This window comes from Promicromonospora sp. NPDC057138, from assembly GCF_042670845.1.
Taxonomy (GTDB): domain Bacteria; phylum Actinomycetota; class Actinomycetes; order Actinomycetales; family Cellulomonadaceae; genus Promicromonospora.
Genome location: NZ_JBHUUX010000071.1, coordinates 1 through 18,665 on the forward strand (window position 1 = coordinate 1; position 18,665 = coordinate 18,665).

At 71.4% G+C, this 18,665-nt stretch carries 20 protein-coding genes; 10 read left to right on the top strand and 10 right to left on the bottom strand.

Annotated features, from left to right (window positions below):
• Positions 1-73: 73 nt before the first annotated feature.
• Together ACFT2C_RS24990 and ACFT2C_RS24995 are read right to left on the bottom strand one after the other, a co-directional pair.
• Complete coding sequence (locus ACFT2C_RS24990; RefSeq protein ID WP_377209792.1) at positions 74-1,483, bottom strand: aldehyde dehydrogenase family protein; 1,410 nt, start codon at positions 1,481-1,483, stop codon at positions 74-76.
• A gap of 102 nt (positions 1,484-1,585) precedes the next feature.
• Entirely contained in the window at positions 1,586-2,401 is an 816-nt protein-coding gene (locus ACFT2C_RS24995; protein ID WP_377209793.1) for a MoaF C-terminal domain-containing protein, read from the bottom strand.
• Positions 2,402-2,637: 236 nt separating this feature from the next.
• On the opposite strand from ACFT2C_RS24995, the gene ACFT2C_RS25000 reads away from it, so the two are divergent.
• Positions 2,638-3,756, top strand: coding sequence for a zinc-binding dehydrogenase (locus ACFT2C_RS25000; RefSeq protein ID WP_377209794.1), 1,119 nt, complete (start codon positions 2,638-2,640; stop codon positions 3,754-3,756).
• 35 nt (positions 3,757-3,791) lie between these two features.
• Positions 3,792-4,181, top strand: coding sequence for a nuclear transport factor 2 family protein (locus ACFT2C_RS25005; RefSeq protein WP_377209795.1), 390 nt, complete (start codon positions 3,792-3,794; stop codon positions 4,179-4,181).
• Positions 4,182-4,200: 19 nt separating this feature from the next.
• Here ACFT2C_RS25005 and ACFT2C_RS25010 read toward each other — a convergent pair whose 3' ends face one another.
• Entirely contained in the window at positions 4,201-4,890 is a 690-nt protein-coding gene (locus tag ACFT2C_RS25010; RefSeq protein ID WP_377209796.1) for a FadR/GntR family transcriptional regulator, read from the bottom strand.
• A 157-nt stretch (positions 4,891-5,047) separates the two neighbouring features.
• On the opposite strand from ACFT2C_RS25010, the gene ACFT2C_RS25015 reads away from it, so the two are divergent.
• The 5 genes from ACFT2C_RS25015 to ACFT2C_RS25035 all read left to right on the top strand — a co-directional run bounded on the left by ACFT2C_RS25015 (position 5,048) and on the right by ACFT2C_RS25035 (position 10,999).
• Positions 5,048-6,268, top strand: a complete 1,221-nt coding sequence (locus ACFT2C_RS25015) for an aminotransferase class V-fold PLP-dependent enzyme (protein WP_377209797.1) — start codon at positions 5,048-5,050, stop codon at positions 6,266-6,268.
• Between the two features lie 63 nt (positions 6,269-6,331).
• Entirely contained in the window at positions 6,332-7,636 is a 1,305-nt protein-coding gene (locus tag ACFT2C_RS25020) for an ABC transporter substrate-binding protein (RefSeq protein WP_377209798.1), read from the top strand.
• Positions 7,637-7,640: 4 nt separating this feature from the next.
• Positions 7,641-8,597 carry a carbohydrate ABC transporter permease gene (locus ACFT2C_RS25025; RefSeq protein ID WP_377209799.1) on the top strand — a complete coding sequence of 319 codons (957 nt, stop codon included), beginning with the start codon at positions 7,641-7,643 and terminating at the stop codon, positions 8,595-8,597.
• Positions 8,594-9,487 carry a carbohydrate ABC transporter permease gene (locus tag ACFT2C_RS25030; protein WP_377209800.1) on the top strand — a complete coding sequence of 298 codons (894 nt, stop codon included), beginning with the start codon at positions 8,594-8,596 and terminating at the stop codon, positions 9,485-9,487. Before ACFT2C_RS25025 ends, ACFT2C_RS25030 begins: the two co-directional genes overlap by 4 nt.
• Positions 9,488-9,598: 111 nt before the next feature.
• A complete protein-coding gene (locus tag ACFT2C_RS25035; RefSeq protein ID WP_377209801.1) occupies positions 9,599-10,999 on the top strand; it encodes a M1 family metallopeptidase in 1,401 nt (466 codons plus the stop codon).
• A gap of 20 nt (positions 11,000-11,019) precedes the next feature.
• Here ACFT2C_RS25035 and ACFT2C_RS25040 read toward each other — a convergent pair whose 3' ends face one another.
• On the bottom strand, positions 11,020-11,505 hold the full coding sequence (locus tag ACFT2C_RS25040; RefSeq protein ID WP_377209802.1) for a MarR family winged helix-turn-helix transcriptional regulator: 486 nt from the start codon (positions 11,503-11,505) through the stop codon (positions 11,020-11,022).
• Between the two features lie 92 nt (positions 11,506-11,597).
• Here ACFT2C_RS25040 and ACFT2C_RS25045 point away from each other — a divergent pair, with 92 nt between their 5' ends.
• Entirely contained in the window at positions 11,598-12,221 is a 624-nt protein-coding gene (locus tag ACFT2C_RS25045) for an NADPH-dependent F420 reductase (protein ID WP_377209803.1), read from the top strand.
• Positions 12,222-12,234: 13 nt separating this feature from the next.
• Positions 12,235-13,149: a VOC family protein gene (locus ACFT2C_RS25050; RefSeq protein WP_377209804.1), complete on the top strand. Its 915-nt coding sequence runs from the start codon at positions 12,235-12,237 to the stop codon at positions 13,147-13,149.
• A gap of 75 nt (positions 13,150-13,224) precedes the next feature.
• On the opposite strand, the gene ACFT2C_RS25055 is transcribed toward ACFT2C_RS25050, so the two are convergent.
• The 6 genes from ACFT2C_RS25055 to ACFT2C_RS25080 all read right to left on the bottom strand — a co-directional run bounded on the left by ACFT2C_RS25055 (position 13,225) and on the right by ACFT2C_RS25080 (position 17,532).
• Entirely contained in the window at positions 13,225-13,653 is a 429-nt protein-coding gene (locus ACFT2C_RS25055) for an organic hydroperoxide resistance protein (protein ID WP_377209805.1), read from the bottom strand.
• A 147-nt stretch (positions 13,654-13,800) separates the two neighbouring features.
• Positions 13,801-14,418, bottom strand: coding sequence for a TetR/AcrR family transcriptional regulator (locus ACFT2C_RS25060; RefSeq protein WP_377209806.1), 618 nt, complete (start codon positions 14,416-14,418; stop codon positions 13,801-13,803).
• Between the two features lie 74 nt (positions 14,419-14,492).
• A complete protein-coding gene (locus ACFT2C_RS25065) occupies positions 14,493-15,131 on the bottom strand; it encodes a trimeric intracellular cation channel family protein (RefSeq protein WP_377209807.1) in 639 nt (212 codons plus the stop codon).
• 157 nt (positions 15,132-15,288) lie between these two features.
• On the bottom strand, positions 15,289-15,753 hold the full coding sequence (locus ACFT2C_RS25070) for a hypothetical protein (protein WP_377209808.1): 465 nt from the start codon (positions 15,751-15,753) through the stop codon (positions 15,289-15,291).
• Positions 15,754-15,903: 150 nt separating this feature from the next.
• Entirely contained in the window at positions 15,904-16,383 is a 480-nt protein-coding gene (locus ACFT2C_RS25075) for a hypothetical protein (protein ID WP_377209809.1), read from the bottom strand.
• 48 nt (positions 16,384-16,431) lie between these two features.
• Positions 16,432-17,532 (bottom strand): amidohydrolase family protein, encoded by a 1,101-nt coding sequence (locus ACFT2C_RS25080; RefSeq protein ID WP_377209810.1) that lies wholly within the window; start codon positions 17,530-17,532, stop codon positions 16,432-16,434.
• A gap of 244 nt (positions 17,533-17,776) precedes the next feature.
• On the opposite strand from ACFT2C_RS25080, the gene ACFT2C_RS25085 reads away from it, so the two are divergent.
• Positions 17,777-18,664 (top strand): SIS domain-containing protein, encoded by an 888-nt coding sequence (locus ACFT2C_RS25085; RefSeq protein ID WP_377209811.1) that lies wholly within the window; start codon positions 17,777-17,779, stop codon positions 18,662-18,664.
• The last annotated feature ends 1 nt before the right edge of the window (position 18,665 follow it).

An 18,665-nucleotide genomic window follows, 5' to 3' on the forward strand; every position in this document is an offset into this window, starting at 1 on the left:
GGTCCGGGTCTCGCTGGCGAAACCAGGGAGACCCGGACAGGCGCTCTACTTCGCGGGACCGACGCCCGGGCGCTCAGCCGCTGATCACCTGCGGGACGGCGACGGACTTCAGGCCCTCGACGCCGAACTCGAGCCCGTAGCCCGACCGCTTGGCCCCGCCGAACGGCACGTACGGGTGCACGCCACCGTGGCTGTTGATCCAGACGGTCCCCGCCTGCAGGCGGCCCGCGACGGCGACCGCCGCGTCCCGGTCCGCCGACCACACGGATGCGCCCAGGCCGGCCTCGATGCCGTTCGCCGCGGCGACCACCTCGTCGACGTCGCTGAACCGGACGATCGGCAGGGCGGGTCCGAACTGCTCCTGCTGGACCAGCGCCGCGCCGTCGTCGATGTCGGCGACGAGCGTGGTGGGGTAGAAGTATCCGACGGCGTCCCGGTCCGGGTCCCCGCCGAGCACGACCCGGGCGCCCCGCGCCTTGGCGTCCTCGACGAGGGAGTCGACGACGTCGAACTGCATCTTGTTCTGCATCGGGCCGAGCACGTTGGCCTCGTCGGTGCCCACACCCATCGGCATCTTCGCGGCGAGCTCGGCGAGGGCCTGGACGACGGCGTCGTAGACGTCGTCGTGCACATACAGGCGCTTGAGCGCGGCGCAGGTCTGGCCGGTATTGATGAAGGCACCCCAGAACAGGTCCTCGGCGATCGCGGCCGGGTCGACGTCGGGCAGCACGATCCCCGCGTCGTTGCCGCCGAGCTCCAGCGTGAGGCGCGTGATGTTGTCCGCCGACGCCGAGATGATCTTCGAGCCCGTCGCCGTGGATCCGGTGAACATGACCTTGCCGATCTCCGGCCGGCGCACCAGCGCGTCGCCGATCTCGCCGGCCCCCGTGACGACCTCGAGCACCCCGGCGGGCAGGACGTCGTTGAGGACCGCGGCAAGGGCCAGACCGGAGAGGGTCGTGTACTCCGACGGCTTGGCGACGACCGTGTTGCCCATGCGCAGCGACGGGGCGATCTGCCAGATAGCGATCATCATCGGCCAGTTCCAGGGCGTGATCACCCCGACGGTGCCCACCGGCCGGTAGTGGAGCACGGCGTGCCCGGACTCGTCGTCCAGGACGGTCTCCGTCGGTAGGTCCAGGGCCGCGTTGGCGCGCAGCCAGCTCGCGCACGCACCGACCTCGAACCGCGCGTTGGGCCCGTTGAGCGGCTTGCCCTGCTCGCGGGACAGGACCAGAGCCAGGGCCTCGGCCGACGCGTCGACGGCGTCGGCGAGCGCCAGGAGTGTCTGACGGCGGTCCTCGTCCGAGAGCGCCGCCCACTCGGGCTGTGCCGCGACGGCGCGGGCCACCGCGCCGTCGAGGTCGGCCACGGTGTTCACCGGGACGGACCCGATCGGGGCACCCGTCGCGGGATCGGTGACTTCCCGGACCGGGCCACCAGCGGTGGTGACCTTGGCCAGGAGTGTGTCGTAGGTGTACATCAGGCCTCCTTGACGTGACGCGCGTTCGTGACGATTGTCGGCAGCGCCGTGACCCGCCGTATTGACCGTGAGCGCACGAGAGCGTGCAACCCGCGCACCGGATCAGACCGGGTCCTGGTGCTCCGAGTAGTCCGACGCACCGAAGGGGATGATGAGCGCGCCGCCGGGCGTGTTCGAGACGGTGCCGTCGCTCTCGAGCCCGATGAACTTGCCGGTCGAGCGGCCGTTCGCGTAGTCGAAGACGAACACCGTGCCCACCGGGATCTTCTCCTCGCGCCAGGTGAAGAGGTAGAGGCCGGCGTCGAGCTTGTACGTCGTGGCGAGCTCGGCGGCGGCGTGGCCGCGCTGCTCGCCGACGAGGTTCTGCCAGGCGAAGCGTCGGGAGCTGAGGTAGATGTGCTCGTACAGGTGGTTCGGGCTGTAGCGGAACAGCGTGCGTCGCCCGATCAGGTCACGCGTCGGGGCAGGCGGCTCGGCGGAGCCCGCGGCGCCGTCGACCCGTCCGCCGTGGAACGACTGCATGACGCGCGTCTCGACGTCCGCGCCCTCGTCGTGGATGCGCGAGTGCACGACGAGCGCCCAGCCCCGCTCGGGATGGACCGCCACGGTCAGGGTCTCGACCTGTCGTTCTCCGAGCGAGAAGTCGATCCAGTAGGCGCCGTCGCCAACCGGGACCTCCTCGTAGGGGTCCGTTCCCGAGCCCGCCCAGGCGAAGCCCTCAGCGCTCCACGTCACCGTCCCGCTCTCGTCGAACGCGAGGCTCAGCGCGCCGTCGGCGCCGTGGACGACGAGCGTGCGGCCCGCCAGGTCGTGGCTCGGGGCTATGCGGTTGGTGTCGATGCCGGCCGCGAAGTCCTCCATGTTGAGCCAGTCGGCGGACTCCTCGCTGAGGGTGTTTCCGGGGATCTGTTCGGACATGGTCGCCTTCCCTTCTCTCGCAACGATGCGTGCAGGTGGTTCTCGGCGGCAGGAGGACTGCGGTGACCTCTTCGCCTTTCCACGACCGTGACAGGGCGCACGAGGCCGGGCCAGGCGGAACCGGTCCCTGTTCACTGTGAGACAAGGGACGTTCCGCCTCGGACAACCAGGCCGGGGCCGCCGCGGGGGATGGTGGGGGCAGCGTCGAACCAGCCCCGACAGGTGAGGAGCCTTCCGTGGTCACCAGCACCGTGCCGACCGTCTCTCGGCAGGTCGTGTTCCCCGAGCGGGGCGTGATCAGGCTGGCGGCCGTCGAGGTGCAGCCGCCGGCGTCGGACCAGCTGCTCATGCGGGTCCGGCGGGTGGGTATCTGCGCGACGGACCTGCACCTCCTCGAGGGGCACATCGGGGATCCCTTCCCCCTGGTGCCCGGGCACGAGTTCGTGGGCGAGGTCGCCGCGATCGGCGCCGCCGCGGCGCGGCGTCGTGGCCTCGCGGCCGGCGACCGCATCGCCGTGGAGATGCTGCTGCCGTGCGGCGCGTGCCCGCGGTGCGCGGAAGGCCGGTACAACCTGTGCGACCGGGACGACCCGGCGGCCGGGGCTCCCGTGGGACGGGAGTACGGCGTCAACATTCCGCGCACCGCGGCGCCCGGTCTGTGGGGCGGCTACGCGGACTACCTGCACGTGCCGGCCGAGGCGATAGTCCATCGCCTGCCCGACACCGTCCCGTGGGACACCGCGGCGCTCGTCGAGCCGCTCGCCGTCTCGTTCCGGGCGGTCCAGCGCGGTCGCGTCGCCCCGGGCGACCGGGTCGTCGTCATCGGCCCCGGCCCGGTCGGCCTGCTGATCTCGGCCGCGGCGAAGATCGCCGGTGCGGCGCGCGTCGTCATGGTCGGCACCCGGCAGAACCGGCTGGACCTTGCCCGCCGCTTCGGCGCGGACGCGGCGGTGAACTCCAGGGTGGTGGACGACGTGCGGGACGCTGTCGCGCGGGAGCTCGGCGGGCTGGCCGATGTCGTGATCGAGAGCGCCGGAGTCACGGCGGCGCAGTCGCAGGCTGTGACGCTGGTGCGCCGCGGCGGCCGCGTCGTGCTGGCCGGCGCGTGCGGGTGGGGCGCCGACGTCACGTTCGGTGCCGACCGCGACCTGCTCACCCGCGAGATCGACGTGCTGCCCTCCTTCCTCTCGGCCGGCGGTTACGAGCCGTCGATCGCCGCGCTCACCGACGCGGCCTATCCGTACGCAGATCTCGTCACGCACCGGTACCCGCTGGAGCAGGTGCGTGACGCGTACGACGTCGTGCGCGAGAAACGCGACGACGTCATCAAGGCCGTGTTGGTCCTCGCCGACTGACTCGCGCAGCCCACCCAGCACAAGGAGCCCTGATCATGAAGAGTCCCCGTGAGGTCATCGAGTCGCACTATGCCGCCGGAGAGCAAGGCGACCTGCCTGGCATGTTCGCGGACTTCGCTCCGGACATCGTCTGGACCGAGGCTGACGGATTTCCACTGGCCGGCACGTACGTCGGCACGGACGCCGTGCGCGAGAACGTGTTCGTCGCTCTCGCCAAGGAGTGGGACGGCTGGGCAGTCGCGATCGACCACCTCGTCGTCGACGGCGAGACCGTCGTCGGGCTCGGCACCTATACCGGGACGAACAAGGCGACGGGGAAGCCCGTCAGCGCCCGCGTCGCGCACATCTGGCGAGTAGAAGGCGGCAGGGCCGTCAGGTTCGAGCAGATCACGGACACCGCACAAGTTCTCGACGGGATGCGCTGACCGTCCCGGTCCCCGGCGATCAGCCGATGGCCTCCGGCGCGGGGCGGCGCTCACGCAGCCAGACCTCGCTCTGGGTGACGTGCGCCGCTGCCGCGACGGACGCGGCCACGGGATCGCGTGACGTCAGGGCGCGCAGGATCGCCCGGTGGCCGGCGTCGGAGACCCGCTTGGTCTCCGGCGTGAGGACCGGGTAGGCGCGCGACCGCGACCGGAGCACCGCCACCATCGCCCCGAGCGACTCGTTGCCGCACAGCCGCACGATGCCCATGTGGAACTCGTGGTCGAGCGCCGACTGCTCGTCCACGTCCTCGCTCGCCTCCAGCCGGTCGAGGAGATCGCCCAGCCCGGCGAGCGTCGCGTCGTCGCAGCGGGCGGCAGAGAGGGCGACGGCGTGCGCCTCCAGCACGCGGCGCAGCTCGTAGAGCTCGAGGATCGACTCCAGCGGGAGCAGCCCCACGGTGAGGGACAGCGTCTGGATCATGTCGGCGGCCCGCAGCTCGCCGACGAAGGTGCCCGCACCCCGGCGGGTCTCGACGACGCCGAGGGCCGAGAGCGTGCGGATCGCCTCGCGGATCGAGCCGCGCGAGACGCCGAGCCGCTCGCTCAGCTCGCCCTCGCTGGGCATCCGGTCGCCCGGCTGGAGCGAACCGTCGGCGATCAGGGTACGCAGCCCGTGCAGGGCCGTCTCGACTGCGCTCACCTCGTGCATCCCCACAGGATGTCAGGTTCTCGGAAGCCCCGCGGTTATTTCGCGCCCGTAAAACCTGTCCTACAGATCTGTGTCATTTGCCGGGAATCTCTGGTGCTGTCGACGTCGGCCTGCCATGGTTGTCCGACAAGTACCGAGAGAGGTGTCGATGGACCAGATGTGCACAGCCCCAGCGGCGGCGCCCGTGCGCCTCGCGTCCGGGACGCCGGCGCGCGAGGCGTGGCCGCTCGACCACGCGGTCGTCCACCTCAACCACGGCTCCTACGGTGCGGTGCCCACCGAAGTGGTGCGCTACCAGGACGAGCTGCGACGGCAGGCCGACCTGAGCCCCGTCGCCTGGTTCCCCCGTGCGCCCGGGCTCATCGCCGCGGCCCGCCACGAGGTCGCGCCCTTCGTCGGCGCCCGGGCCCAGGACACGGCCTTCGTGCCGAACGCCTCAGCGGCGGCGACGGTGGTCCTCAACGCCTTGCGGCTGGAGCCCGGCGACGAGATCCTCGTCACCGACCACGGGTACGGCGCGATCACCATGGGCGCCCACCGGCTCGCCCGCCGCTCCGGCGCCCGGGTGCGGACCGTCGCGCTCCCGCTCGCCGCGCCGGCGGACGACGTCGTCGAACGGTTCCGGACCGAGCTGACCGACGCCGTGCGCCTGGTCGTCGTCGACCAGATCACCTCGCCCACCGCGCGGCTGCTCCCGACCGCGCGGATCACCGAGCTCGCCCACGAGCGCGGCGTCCGCGTGCTGGTGGACGGCGCACACGCCCCCGGCCTCGTCGAGGACGCCGCCGCCGTCGCGGGAGGGGACTGGTGGTTCGGCAACCTGCACAAGTGGGCCTGCGCGCCCCGCGGCTCGGCCCTGCTCGTCACGCAGGCCGCCGACCGGGACGACCTGTGGCCGCTCATCGACTCCTGGGGCGCGCAGGAGCGCTACCCCGAGCGGTTCGACACGCAGGGCACCATGGACACGACCGGCTACATCGCCTCGCCCCGGGCCATCGACCTCGTCGAGCGGGAGTACGGCTGGGCCCGCGCACGCGAGACCATGACGGCGCTCGCGGACCACGGCGCCGCCGTCATCGGCGAGGCCCTCCAGCCGTACGTGGACGCGCCGGTGGTCACGGACGTCGGCATGCCCGTGGCGTCGATGCGCCTGCTCCGCCTGCCGGACGGGCTCGGGCGCGACCGTACGGACGCCGACGAGCTGCGGCTGCGCCTCCTCGACCTCGCGGGCGTCGAGTCGGCCTTCACGAGCGTCGCGGGCGTCGGCTACCTGCGCCTCTCGGTGCACCTGTACACGCAGCCGCGCGACTTCGACGCGTTCGTCGAGCGCGCGGTTCCCCAGATCCTGGCGTTCGCCGACGAGCGCCGTCAGCACTGACCCGCGCCCACCGGCGCGCTACCCACTCGAACCACTCGAACGACACGAAGGAGAGGTGCGCACATGAACCGCACCCGCACCGCCGCCACCGCGGGCCTGGCCACGATCAGCCTGCTCGCGCTCACCGCCTGTACCGGAGCCGGATCGGCCCAGGACGGGACGGTCCGCCTGCAGATGGTGGAGAGCCTCACCAACCCGGCCCGGACGGCCCTCATCCGCGAGCTGCTGGACGAGTTCGAGGCGGAGAACCCCGGCGTCACCGTCGACCTCGTCTCCCCGCCCACCGACCAGGCCGACCAGAAGCTCCAGCAGATGCTGCAGTCGGGCCGGGGCATCGACGTCCTCGAGGTGCGGGACAGCACCGTCGGGGCGTTCAGCAACAACGGCTGGCTGTTCGACCTGTCGGACGACGTCACCGGCTGGGCCGGCTGGGACGACCTCACCGACAACGCGCAGGCGGTCACCGCGCAGGACGGCGCCCGCTACTACGTGCCATACGGCTTCTACGGGCTGTCGCTGTTCTACCGCACCGACCTCGTCGAGGAGGCGGGCTTCGACGGCCCGCCGGCGTCGTGGGAGGAGCTGCTGGAGCAGGCCTCCGCGATCCAGGACCCGGCGCAGAACACGTACGGCTACGCGTTCCGCGGCGGCCTGAACGGATTCGGCAACGTCGTCGCCGCCATCGAGGCGTACACGATCGACGACCTCGACGTCGAGGACGCCTTCCGCCTCGAGGACGGGTCGACGATCTTCGCGGCGCCCGAGGCGCAGGACGCCGTCGACACCTACTTCTCCCTGTTCGAGGAGGCGTCGCCGCCGTCGGCCGTTTCGTGGGGCTACCCCGAGATGGTGGAGGGCTTCACCAACGGCTCGACGGCGTTCCTGCTGCAGGACCCGGAGGTCATCGCCACCGTGGCGCAGTCGACGACGATCACCGAGGACCAGTGGTCCACCGCGCCGCTGCTGACCGGCCCGACGGGCAAGGCGGCGCAGCCGCTCGCGACCGCGGGCTGGGGCGTGGCCGAGGCCAGCGAGCACAAGGAGGAGGCGGTCGAGCTCGTCGAGTTCCTCTCGGGAGCGGAGCCCGCCACCCGGTTCGCGCAGGAGAACAGCCTCGTCCCGATCATCGATGGCGCGGGCGAGGACCCCTTCTACTCCGAGGGCCCGTGGTCGAGCTACGTCACCATGACCGAGGACCCGGACACCTACGTCAACGTGGTGCAGCCGCGGGGCGTGAGCTGGTGGACCGAGTGGGGGCAGAAGGCGGACCAGGACGTGCAGGCGGTCCTGCTCGGCGACATGACGACGAGCGAGCTGCTCGAGTCGTGGGACGCCTACTGGACCGAGAAGTACGCCGCGGAGGAGTGACGACGTGACCGCCACGACCTTCGGCTCCGGCGGGGCGCGCGTGGGGCGGGCGCCCGCCCCACGCGAGCGCCTGCGCCGCAAGTCCTTCGGGCGCAGGCACGCGCTGACGATCCTCGGCTTCCTGCTGCCCGCGATCGTCTTCGTCTGCTGGTTCACGTACTTCCCGATGCTGCAGGGCGCCCACATGGCGTTCCGCGACTGGAACCTGTGGGACCTGACCTCGACGCCCTGGGTGGGGTGGGGGAACTTCGCCACGATCCTGAGCGACCCGGTCTTTCCCGTGGTCGCGGGCAACACGGTGGTGTGGGTCGTCGGTTCGATAGTTCCCCAGCTCGTGATCGGGTTCCTCGTGGCGCTGGCGCTCTGGCGCCGGTTCCGCCTGCGCGGGCTCTACCAGGCGCTCGTGTTCTACCCGTGGGCCGTGTCGGGGTTCCTCGTCGGGATGCTGTTCCGCTGGATGTTCAACGCCGAGTTCGGTGTGGTCAACGACCTGCTGATGAAGACGGGCGCCATCGAGGCGCCCCTGCCGTGGCTGGCCGACCCGGGGCTCGCCATGGTCGCCGTGATCATCGCGAACGTCTGGTACGGGGTGACGTTCTTCGCGATCATGATCCTCGCGGCCCTCCAGTCGGTGCCCGACGAGGTGCTGGAGGCCGCCGCCATCGACGGGGCGGGCACTGTGCGGCGCCTCTTCTCCATAGTCGTCCCGTACATCTGGACGACGCTCGCGCTGACCGTGCTGCTCCGCGTGATCTGGACGTTCAACTCGCCCGAGATCATCTACGCCATGACCGGCGGCGGGCCTGCCGGCCGGACCCACATCGTCACCACGTGGATGATCCAGTACACGCAGCAGGGCAGCTACGGCCTGGCGAGCGCGATCGGGCTGGCCGTCATGGCCGTCCTGTTCGTGTTCTGCGCGTTCTACCTGATGGCGATGAGGCGGGTGAACGAGCGATGACCGGGACACTCACCGCCGCACCGACCCGGCCGGTCGTCCCGACGGCGGCCCGACGGCGTCCGACCCGGGTGACGGCCGGCGGCGTGGCCAGGGTCGTGGGACTCACGCTGTGGCTGGTCGTCACGCTGTTCCCGCTCTACTGGATCGCCCTGACCTCGTTCAAGTCGCCGGGGTCGATCAACCGCTGGCCGCTCGAATACTGGCCGTCCGAGTTCTCGGTCGACAACTACACGGACCTCTTCGCGACCTCGAGCTTCGCGACGTTCGTCGGCAACTCGCTGGTGGTGGCGCTCGTCGCCGGCGCGACGTCGACCCTCATCGCGCTGCTCAGCGCCTACGTCCTGGCCCGGTTCGAGTTCCGCGGCAAGGGCGCGGTGCTCGGAGCGTTCCTGCTCACGCAGATGATCCCGGCGTTCATCGCGCTCGGGCCGCTGTACGCGATGCTCGCCGACCTCGGCCTGGTCGACACGAAGCCGGGGCTCGCCCTCGTCTACGTGGCGATGTGCATCCCGTTCTCCACGGTGATGCTGCGCGGGTTCTTCGAGAACGTGCCGGACTCGCTGGAGGAGGCAGCGATGATCGACGGGTGCTCCCGCCTGGGCGCGCTGTTCCGCGTGCTCGTGCCGGTCATGGTCCCGGGGATCGTCGCCGCCTTCATCTTCAACTTCGTGAACTGCTGGAACGAGCTGTTCCTGTCCGTCGTGCTGATGAACTCCGACGCCAACAAGACGATCCCGGCCGCCCTGAACGGCTTCATCTCGACGTTCAACATCGCCTGGGGCCCGATGTCGGCCGCCGCGGTGCTCACGATCCTGCCGACCATGGTGCTGTTCGCCTTGGCGAGCCGCTGGATCGTCGAGGGGCTGACGGCGGGATCGGTCAAGGAGTAGCCGGGATGGCGGGACCGCGGCCAGCTGCGTCCGCGTCCGGGCGCTCGGTTGCGACGGTCCTGCGACATGACCCGGACGCCGTCCGGACAATGCCGGGGGAGCGTGTGGTGCATGGAACTCATACGAGGCAGACGGACAGGGCCGGCGGTGGTCGCCATCGTGCTGGCCGGTGTGGTGGCGGGCGCGAGCGCCGGCGTCGGGGCGGGCGCCGCTACAGCGGCGGGCACTGCAGGCGCGGCGGATGTGGAGGCCGGCGCGAGCCTCGACGTCGTCGGCTACGACGTCGACCTGGGATACCAGCCGGACACCGGGACGCTGCAGGGCGTCACGACGGTCGGTGCGACGGCGACAGAGGCGCTGGACAGCTTCACGCTCCAGCTCGACGGCCCGGCCGTCCGGTCGGTCACCGTCGACTCGGAGGCGGTGGAGTCCTTCTCCCAGACGGGCGAGAAGGGCCTGGTCATCGTGCCGGCCACGCCGATCGGGAGTGGCGACCGGTTCCGGGTCCGGGTCGAGTACGACGGGACGCCGGGGCCGGGGTGGATGCCCACCACGTCGGGCGGCGCGACGGCGATGATCGGGAGTTCCAGCGCCTGGTTCCCCGTCCACGAGGGCGCTCGCGACCGGGCGTCCTTCGTCCTGGCGGCGACCGTTCCGGACGGCTGGAGCGCCGTCTCCATCGGCAGGGAGGGCCGGCAGCTCCGCGAGGCGGGCGCGACGACGTTCCGCTGGACGGAGCCCGACGTCGACCCGGACCACATCGCCGTGACGATCGACCACCTGACGATCGACCGGTCGGAGCTGGCCGACGGCACCCCAGTGGTCGATGCCTACGCGCCCGGCCTGCAGGACGCCACCGAACCCCTCGCCGACCGGCTGCCGGAGGTCCTCGGCTTCCTGTCCGGCAGGTTCGGCCCCTACCCCTTCGACGCGGCGGGCAACGTCTTCGTCCAGGTCGACGACGACGGTCCGGCGACCGCGCCGCAGACCCGTCCCGTGTATCTCGGCGCCGGCAACGAGCAGTACATGACCCTCCACCCCGTGGTGCACGAGCAAGCGCACCAGTGGTACGGGGTCTCGGTCACTCCGCGCGGCCCGGAGGACACGTGCCTGTCGGAGTGCTTCGCCGAGTATGCCACCTGGCTGTGGGACGAGGAACGGGACGGCGTCGACCTCGATGCCCGGTACCGCGACCTGGTCGAGGCCAACCGGGGTGACGACACGTTCTGGGCCGAGCTCTACCGGCCCGGCTGGACGCCGCAGATCAACCTGTACAGCAAAGGGCCGGTCGCCCTGCACGCGCTGCGGCGCCAGGTCGGGGACGAGGCGTTCGAGGAGCTGCTCAGGACGTGGCCGCAGGAGCACCGGGGCGAGTACGTCACCTGGCCGCAGCTCGAGTCGTTCGCGGAGCAGGGCACCGGCCAGGACCTCGCCGGCTTCTTCCGGGCCTGGTTCCGCAGCGCAGGGGTGCCCTCGGACGAGTACCTCTGGCCGGGCGACCTGGCACCCTGACCCCAGACAATCCGTCGCGTTCAGTCTGCCGCGGGAGAGCCGCCGGATTCCTCGCCGAGCTTCGCGCCGATCGCGCCGGTGATCTCGGTCAGCGCGTCGAGCTGCTCCGGGGTGAGCGCGTCGATGACGAGCCGCCGCGCCGTCGCGATGTGGCCGGGGACGGAGCGGATCAGCTCACGGCGGCCGTCGCCAGTCAGGGCCACGTTGGTGGCGCGCCGGTCCTCGGGGCAGGGGGAGCGGACGACAAGGCCGCGCTTCTCCAGGCGCCCGCAGACGTGGGACAGGCGCGGCAGGGTGGCGTCCGTGGCCTGGGCGAGCGCCGTCATCCGCATCGTCGGCTCGGGGCTGAGCTGGAGCGTCGAGAGCACGACGAACTCGAAGTGCGTCAGCCCGGAGTCGCGCTGGAGCTGTCTGTCGAGCGCGGACGGCAGGAGGCTGAACACGGTGGTCAGGCCCAGCCAGGCCGCCGACTCCTGCTCGTTCATCCGGGGTACGCGTCGCTTCACAGCCCACATCCTACCGTTTGGTTGACGCAACAAGTAATCGGTGCGAGACTCAGGACTGTTGGTTGTAGGAACAACTATCTTGAGGAGCGGACATGACCACGGTCACCGTCATCGGAGCAGGAAATCTCGGCAGTGCCGTCGCGGGCATCGCGGCGAAGGGTGGGACCGGCATCCAGGTGCTGGCCCGCGACACCGAGAAGGCGCAGGCCGTCGCCGGCCCGCTGGGCGGCGCGGCCGGCACGGTCGGCGACGCGATCACGGGGGAGATCGTCGTGCTGGCGGTTCCATACCCGGCGGTGGCGGACGTGCTCAGCGCCTACCCGGGCGCGTTCGACGGCAAGGTGCTGGTGGACGTGAGCAACCCCGTCGACTTCAGCACCTTCGACGACCTCGCGGTCCCCGCCGACTCCTCGGCGGCGAAGGAGATCCAGGACGCCGTCCCCGGGGCGAAGGTCGTCAAGGCGTTCAACGCGAACTTCGGCGCCACCCTCGGTACCGGCGCGGCAGGCCCCGTGCAGACGGCCGTGCTCGCCGCCGGCGACGACGCGGAGGCCAAGCAGTCGCTGATCGACCTCGTCACCGCGGCCGGGCTGCGCGCGGTCGACGCCGGGTCGCTCAAGCGGGCGCGGGAGCTCGAGGCCATCGGCTTCCTGCAGATCACGCTCGCCGGCGCCGAGAAGATCTCGTGGGCGGGCGGCTTCGCCCTCGTCGACTGACGGGCGTCCGCTGATGACCATGCAGAGCTCCGTCCCCGCGTGGCTGCCCCGCCACGTCGCCACCGCGGGGACGGCGCCCGACGGCACGCGGATGAACACCGTGGAGCTGCTCGTGCGCGACCTCGACACCATGACCGCGTACTACCAGCACGCGGTCACCCTCGACGTCCTGGACCAGTCCGGCGCCACCGCCACGCTGGGCCGCGGCGGCGTGCCGATCATGGTGCTCCGCCAGGAGCGGGACCTGCCGGCCGCCAACCCGCGCGGCGCCGGGCTCTACCACACCGCCATCGTCTTCGAGGACGAGCGGCGGCTGGCCGCGTCGCTGGCGTCCATGGCGCAGCGCGTGCCGCAGACCTTCACCGGCAGCGCCGACCACCTGGTCAGCGAGGCGTTCTACTTCACCGACCCCGAGGGCAACGGCGTCGAGCTGTACCGCGACCGCCCCCGCGAGGAATGGACGGTGCATGCTGACGGGACGGTGGCGATGGCCGTCGAGTACCTCGACCCGAACCAGTTCCTGCGGCGCTGGCACGACCCGGAGGCGCCCGACGCCGGCGCCTCCGCCGCCATCGGGCACGTGCACCTGCAGGTGGGCGACCTCACGTCCGCGCGGCGGTTCTACGTCGACACGCTCGGGTTCGACGTGACGGCGCAGATGGACTCCGCCCTGTTCGTCTCGGCCGGTGGCTATCACCACCACATCGGCATGAACACCTGGCGCAGCGCGGGCGCCGCACCGCGCGCCTCGACGCTCGGCCTGGGCGACGTCCGCATCCTCGTGCCCACCCGGGACGACGTCGAAGCCCTCGCCGACCGCCTCCGGTTCCACGGCATCACCACGGCGGACGACGGCGACACGCTGCGCTTCGCCGACCCGTGGAACACCCGGCTAGCGGTCTCGCCGGAGGCGGGCGCCCTTCGTTGAGTGCTGGGTATTTGCGCCTGATCGGGCTCCGGAGGCGCAAATACCCAGCACTCAACGACTGGTGGTGGGGGCAGGTCAGGCGACTGTGGCGTCGATCGTCACCGGGATGTTGCCGCGGGTGGCGTTCGAGTACGGGCAGACCTTGTGGGCGGCCTCGACCAGGTCGTCCGCGGTGGCCTGGTCCACGCCGGCGAGCTCGACGTGCAGCGCGGCGCTCAGGCCGTACGCACCGTCACCGGTCGCCTGGATGCCGACCTCGGCGACCACCGCGGAGTCGGTGAACTTGATCCTCTGCGCGGCGGCGACGCCCTTGAGCGCGCTGTGGAAGCAGGCGGCCCAGCCGGCGGCGAAGAGCTGCTCCGGGTTGGTGCCCCCGCCCGGCCCGCCCATCGCGGTCGGGATGGCCAGGGTGAGGTCCAGCATGCCGTCGTCGGTGGCAGCGCGGCCTCCGGCGCGGCCGTCGCCGGTGGAGGTCGCCACTGCGGTGTACATGCTCTCGGCCATGATGTTGTTCTCCGGTGGTAGACGAACTAGTACGTCTACCGTATGCGACGATTGCCCCGAGACACAAGTCTCTGCGGGGCTGTGACGTGTCAGACGCTCAGGTCACCAGAGTGGCCTGAGCGTCTGACACGGCGGTGGTGAGTGCGGTCAGCGGGCCGAACGGCCGGCGTCAACCACCGCGAAGATCGCGCGCTCCAGGGTGCCGCCCACGTGGGACGGGTCGTCGAGGGAGCCCGACACCATCGCGCCGTCGCGCAGCATCATCAGCTCGTCGGCGGCCTGCTCGGTGTCGGCCACACCCAGCTCGCCGAGCATCCCCGCGAACAGCCCCCGGTACCAGGTGCGGTGCTCGGCGACCACCTTCCGGACCGGCCCGTCCGGGTCGGCGTACTCGGCCGCCGCGTTGATGAACGCGCAGCCGCGGAAGCCCGGCTTGCAGGTCACGTCACCGATCGCGGCGGCGAACCGGCGCAGCGCCTCGGCGTCGTCGTCCACGGACTCGCGCAGCCCGCCGAGCGCATCGCGCTCCCATGCCACCTGCCGTTCGAGGTAGGCCACCACGAGGGCGTCCTTGGTGTGGAAGTGACGGTAGAACGTGACCTTGGTGATCCCCGCGCGCTCGATGATCTTGTCGGCGCTGATCGCGCGGATACCGTGCGCGTAGAACAGCTCGGTCGCGGCGTCCAGGATGCGGTCCCGGGTGGAGCGAACGGCGCCGGGCTCGGCGGTGGCGGACGTCGGTCCGCCCGAAGTCGTGGTGCTCATCTCGCAGCCTGCTCTCGCGCTCGTCCCGATGATCTGACCGAACAGTCTACGCCGGGGTGGACGGACGGGTTCGTCTACCTCGGGTCCCGCGAGCCGTGCCGCCGTCCGCCGGCGGGCGGCGCCTCCCAGCGGTAGCGCAGGGAGATCATGCGCAGGCCGAACACGAGCGCGGCGATGGCGAAGCCCGCGACGAGGTTGAACCAGCCCGCCCACGAGGCGAGGCTCGTCAGCGCGGCACCGATCAGCGCGGGGATGGCGTACAGGCCGCGGGACCGGAAGATCTGCGGCACGTCGTTCGCGACGACGTCGCGGATGACGCCGCCGCCCACCGCGGTGGCCACGCCGAGGATCGCGGCTCCCGCCGGGTTCATCCCCGCGTCGAGCGAGACCAGCGTGCCGGTGACCGAGAAGAGCGCCATGCCGGCGGCGTCGAACGTGAGCAGGATGTCGTGGAAGCGCTGCACGACGTGCGCGAAGAAGTACACGACGACCGCGGCGGCCACCGGCGGTACGAGGTAGACCGGCGAGTCGAAGGCCCGCGGCACGCCGACGTCGAGGATCACGTCCCGCAGGATCCCGCCGCCGAGGCCGACGCAGGTGCCCAGCAGGAGCGAGCCGACGATGTCGAAACGTCGCCGGACGGCGAGGAGGGACCCGGAGACCGCGAAGAAGAAGACGCCGAGGAGGTCCGGGGCGAGATGCGTCCACGCCACGTCGGGCTCCGTTCAGTGGGCAGGGCGGTCAGCTGCGGTCACTGTGCCAGAAGCCGTGCGGTCCGGCGAAACGCCGGCGGCCGGAGCCAGGTCGCGGCGCGCCACACCCACTCGACCGGGTCGTGACCACCCAGACGGCGCGGCGCCCGACAGGCGCTCAGGTCGTCGGAGTGGCCCGTGGGTCCGGCGCGTCGGGGAGGTGCGCGGCGAAGCGGGTCACGAGGGCGTGGATCTCCGAGCGCTCGTAGACCTGGCGGCCCAGGAGGAGCGCGGCCTCCTCGCGGCGGTGCTCGGGGCAGAAGGCCCGGACCTCCGCGGCCTCGAAGAGGTCCCACGACGGCACCATGTTGGACATGCGGCCGGCGCAGACGAACGCGGCGGCGGGCGTGAGGTCGTCGAAGAACGCCCACCGGTCGGCGAGGTCGACGGCGGCACCGCGGCAGACGCGGACCTCGGTGGTCTCCAGCGCCGCCGGCAGTGCGGGGTGGTCGACGACTGCCGAGTACTCGCCGCCGGTCGCGCGGGTCCGGGCGTAGCCGCTGTCACCGGTGCGGTCGCCATAGGTGGTGCAGATCGAGGGAGTGAGGCCGCCGTCGAGAGGGCTGGCGGTGGTGAGTGACATATCGGTCCTTCACGTGTATTGTCCGGTGCCGTTCGCGGGTATTTGTGTGGAACGTCTATGCAAATGCATAGAATTGCGATCGCATTTGACCCTGCGTGCGGAGCGGTGTGGGGGGTGCTTCGCGGGGTGGATCGAACGGGTCGTGCGGAGCTATCCCGCGGCTGCCGCGGCCCGCGGCCCGAACCTGGTCCAGTCGACCGAGGAATCGAGCATCCGCTTCAGGCCGACCCGGGTGACGGGTATTTCTTCATCCTGAATCTCTTCTTCAAGATCTTTGTTCCAGGTATCGGTCGTCGCGACCACGAGCCGCGCGGTGAATGGCGCTTTGTTCGACGCCGAGAGGAATGGGGCGACATCCGGCTTCGACAATGGCCGGCTCGGGTCGTGGAATGCACACTGCACTGCCACCAGGTGCTCCGTCTCGTGCTCGCGCGCGACGAGGTCGATCCCGTCGCGCGGGCCCTGGTGCTCAGGCCACTCGTCCCATGACCACACGGTGTCGAACTGGGCTGCCCACTCCTCGTCGGTGCGCAGGAACGCCTTCATCAGCGCGGCGAACTTCTCGTTCCTGTCCGTCTCGGACTCGGACCTGAACATGTAGTCGTCGAGGAGGTCCTCAAGTGCGGCCATATGGTCATTCTGCCAAGATCGGGCCTTGCCCGCCTTTCGGGCCGAGCGTCAGCCCTCGTCCAGGCCGAGCACCCGCCGGGCGTTGTCCGCGTACAGGCCCGGCAGCAGGTGCGCGGGCAGGGCGGCGCCCGCGATCTGCCACCGGCCCTGCGGCGGGATCTCCTCGCCCGGCGCGTAGTCGAAGCACTCGTCGTCTGTCTCGAGGAAGCGGAAGTGGACCTCGAGCTGCTCGGGGGAGAGCGGGAAGGCGTCGGTGCCGAAGAGCACGCGGTCGGGGAACGCCTCGACGAGCCGCCGGAACCGCCGGGGCTGCCGGCCGAGCTCGGCGAGGCGGCCCGCGATGTCGACGACGAGGTGGGGCGCCGTGCGCAGGAGGCGCTCGACGTGGTCGAGGTCCTCGGCGACGCAGCCGACGTGTGCCCCGATGTACCGGGTGCCAGGGGTCGCCACGAGCAGGCGCTCGAACGCGTCCAGGAGCTGGTCGAACGACGGGTACCGGTCCCGGTCGGCGAACGACCAGTCCGGCTGGCCCGCGAGCTCGTCGAACCGCTCGTTGTGCGCGTCCAGCGGGTCGAAGAACGCCTTCGGGTCGGCGACGTGGACCAGCGCCGGCAGCCCGAGCTCGCCGGCCAGGGCGAGGACGTCGATCACCCGCTGGTCGTCGGGCAGCACCAGCTCGCCGTCGGGCCCCCGGACCGTGAGGCCCACGTTCTTCCACACCTTGAGGCCGCGGGCGCCGCGCGCGGCGCTGTCGCGGAGCTGCTCCTGGATCTCGCGCTCCCCGCCGGGGCGGCTCAGCAGGGTCCAGTCGAGCTGGCAGAAGGTGAGGAAGCGCCCCGGGTGAGCCCGGTCGTACCGGTCGAGGTTGGCGTCCAGCTCCGCGCCCCACAGGCCGTCGAGGTTGACGACGGTCTCGACGCCGGCGTCGTCCATCATCGCGAGCAGCGCGGCGACGTCGGGCGTGCACCAGTCGGTCGTGAGCCAGCGCCCGAGGTGGTTGTGCACGTCGACGACGGGCGCCGCGGCACGCGCGACCCGGGTGGCGGGGACGGAGACCTGTGGGCGCGGGGTCCAGTCGACCAGCTGGAGGCTCGGCACTGCGGGGCTTGCGGAGCCGACGGCTCCCAGCGGGTCGTGGACGTGGTTCATGACTGCCTCCTCGGCGGCGGTCGGCGAAAGTGCTCGACGTGAGCGTGCCGTCCACGAGGATCGGGCATGCGTGAGCAGATTGCCGACTTGTTACGCGATTCAATCAGTCAGAGTGATCGAATCCGCCAGTCTTGGTGACTCTCGCGCAACCGTCGAGCACCATGGGCGTCGACGGCGCCGACCCGGTCGGCGCCGAGCATCCGGCCCGGCAGCGGGCTCCCCGGACGACGACAGGACGCCGCACGTGAGCACCAGCACCACGACCGAACGCGAGATCCGCAGCCAGCCCGAGGTCTGGGCGCGCGCCGTCGCCGCGGCGGCCGAGGGCGCGCCGGTGCTCGGCCGGCCGGGCGAGCGGGTGCTGCTGCTCGGCTGCGGCACCAGCGCGTTCGTCGCCGAGTCCGTGGCGGTCCTGCGGGAGCGTGCCGGTCACGGCGAGACGGATGCCGCCTACGCGTCCGAGTGGACGCCGGGCCGCCCGTACGACCGGGTGGTCGTGATCAGCCGCTCGGGGACGACGAGCGAGGTGCTCGAGGCCCTGGCCCAGGTTCCCGCGGGCACGGTGAAGGCCGCGGTCGTCGGCGTCGCAGGTACTCCGGTGGCCCAGGCGGCGGACGAGACACTCGTGCTGGACTTCGCCGACGAGGAGTCCGTGGTCCAGACCCGGTTCCCCACCTCCGTCCTGGCGCTCGCGCGCACCGGGTTCGGCGAGAAGCTCGGGCCCGTGATCGAGCGGGCGGCAGAGGTGCTCGCCGAACCGCTCCCTGTCGACCCGTCGCGCTTCGACCACTTCGTCTTCCTCGGCCGGTCCTGGACCTACGGGCTCGCGCAGGAGGCCGCGCTGAAGATCCGCGAGGCCGCGCAGGCATGGTCCGAGTCTTACCCAGCCCTCGACTACCGCCACGGCCCCGTCGCGGTAGCGGGGGAGACCAGCCTGGTGACGCTCTTCGGCGACGCCGACCCGGCGCTCGCCGCCGACATCGAGCGCACGGGGGCGACGGTCCAGCACTGGGACCTGGACCCGCTGATCCAGCTCGTGCAGGCGCAGCGCCTCGCCGTCGGGCTCGCCGCGGCACGCGGGCTGGACGCCGACGCCCCGCGCCACCTCACCCGTTCCGTGGTGCTCGGCTGAC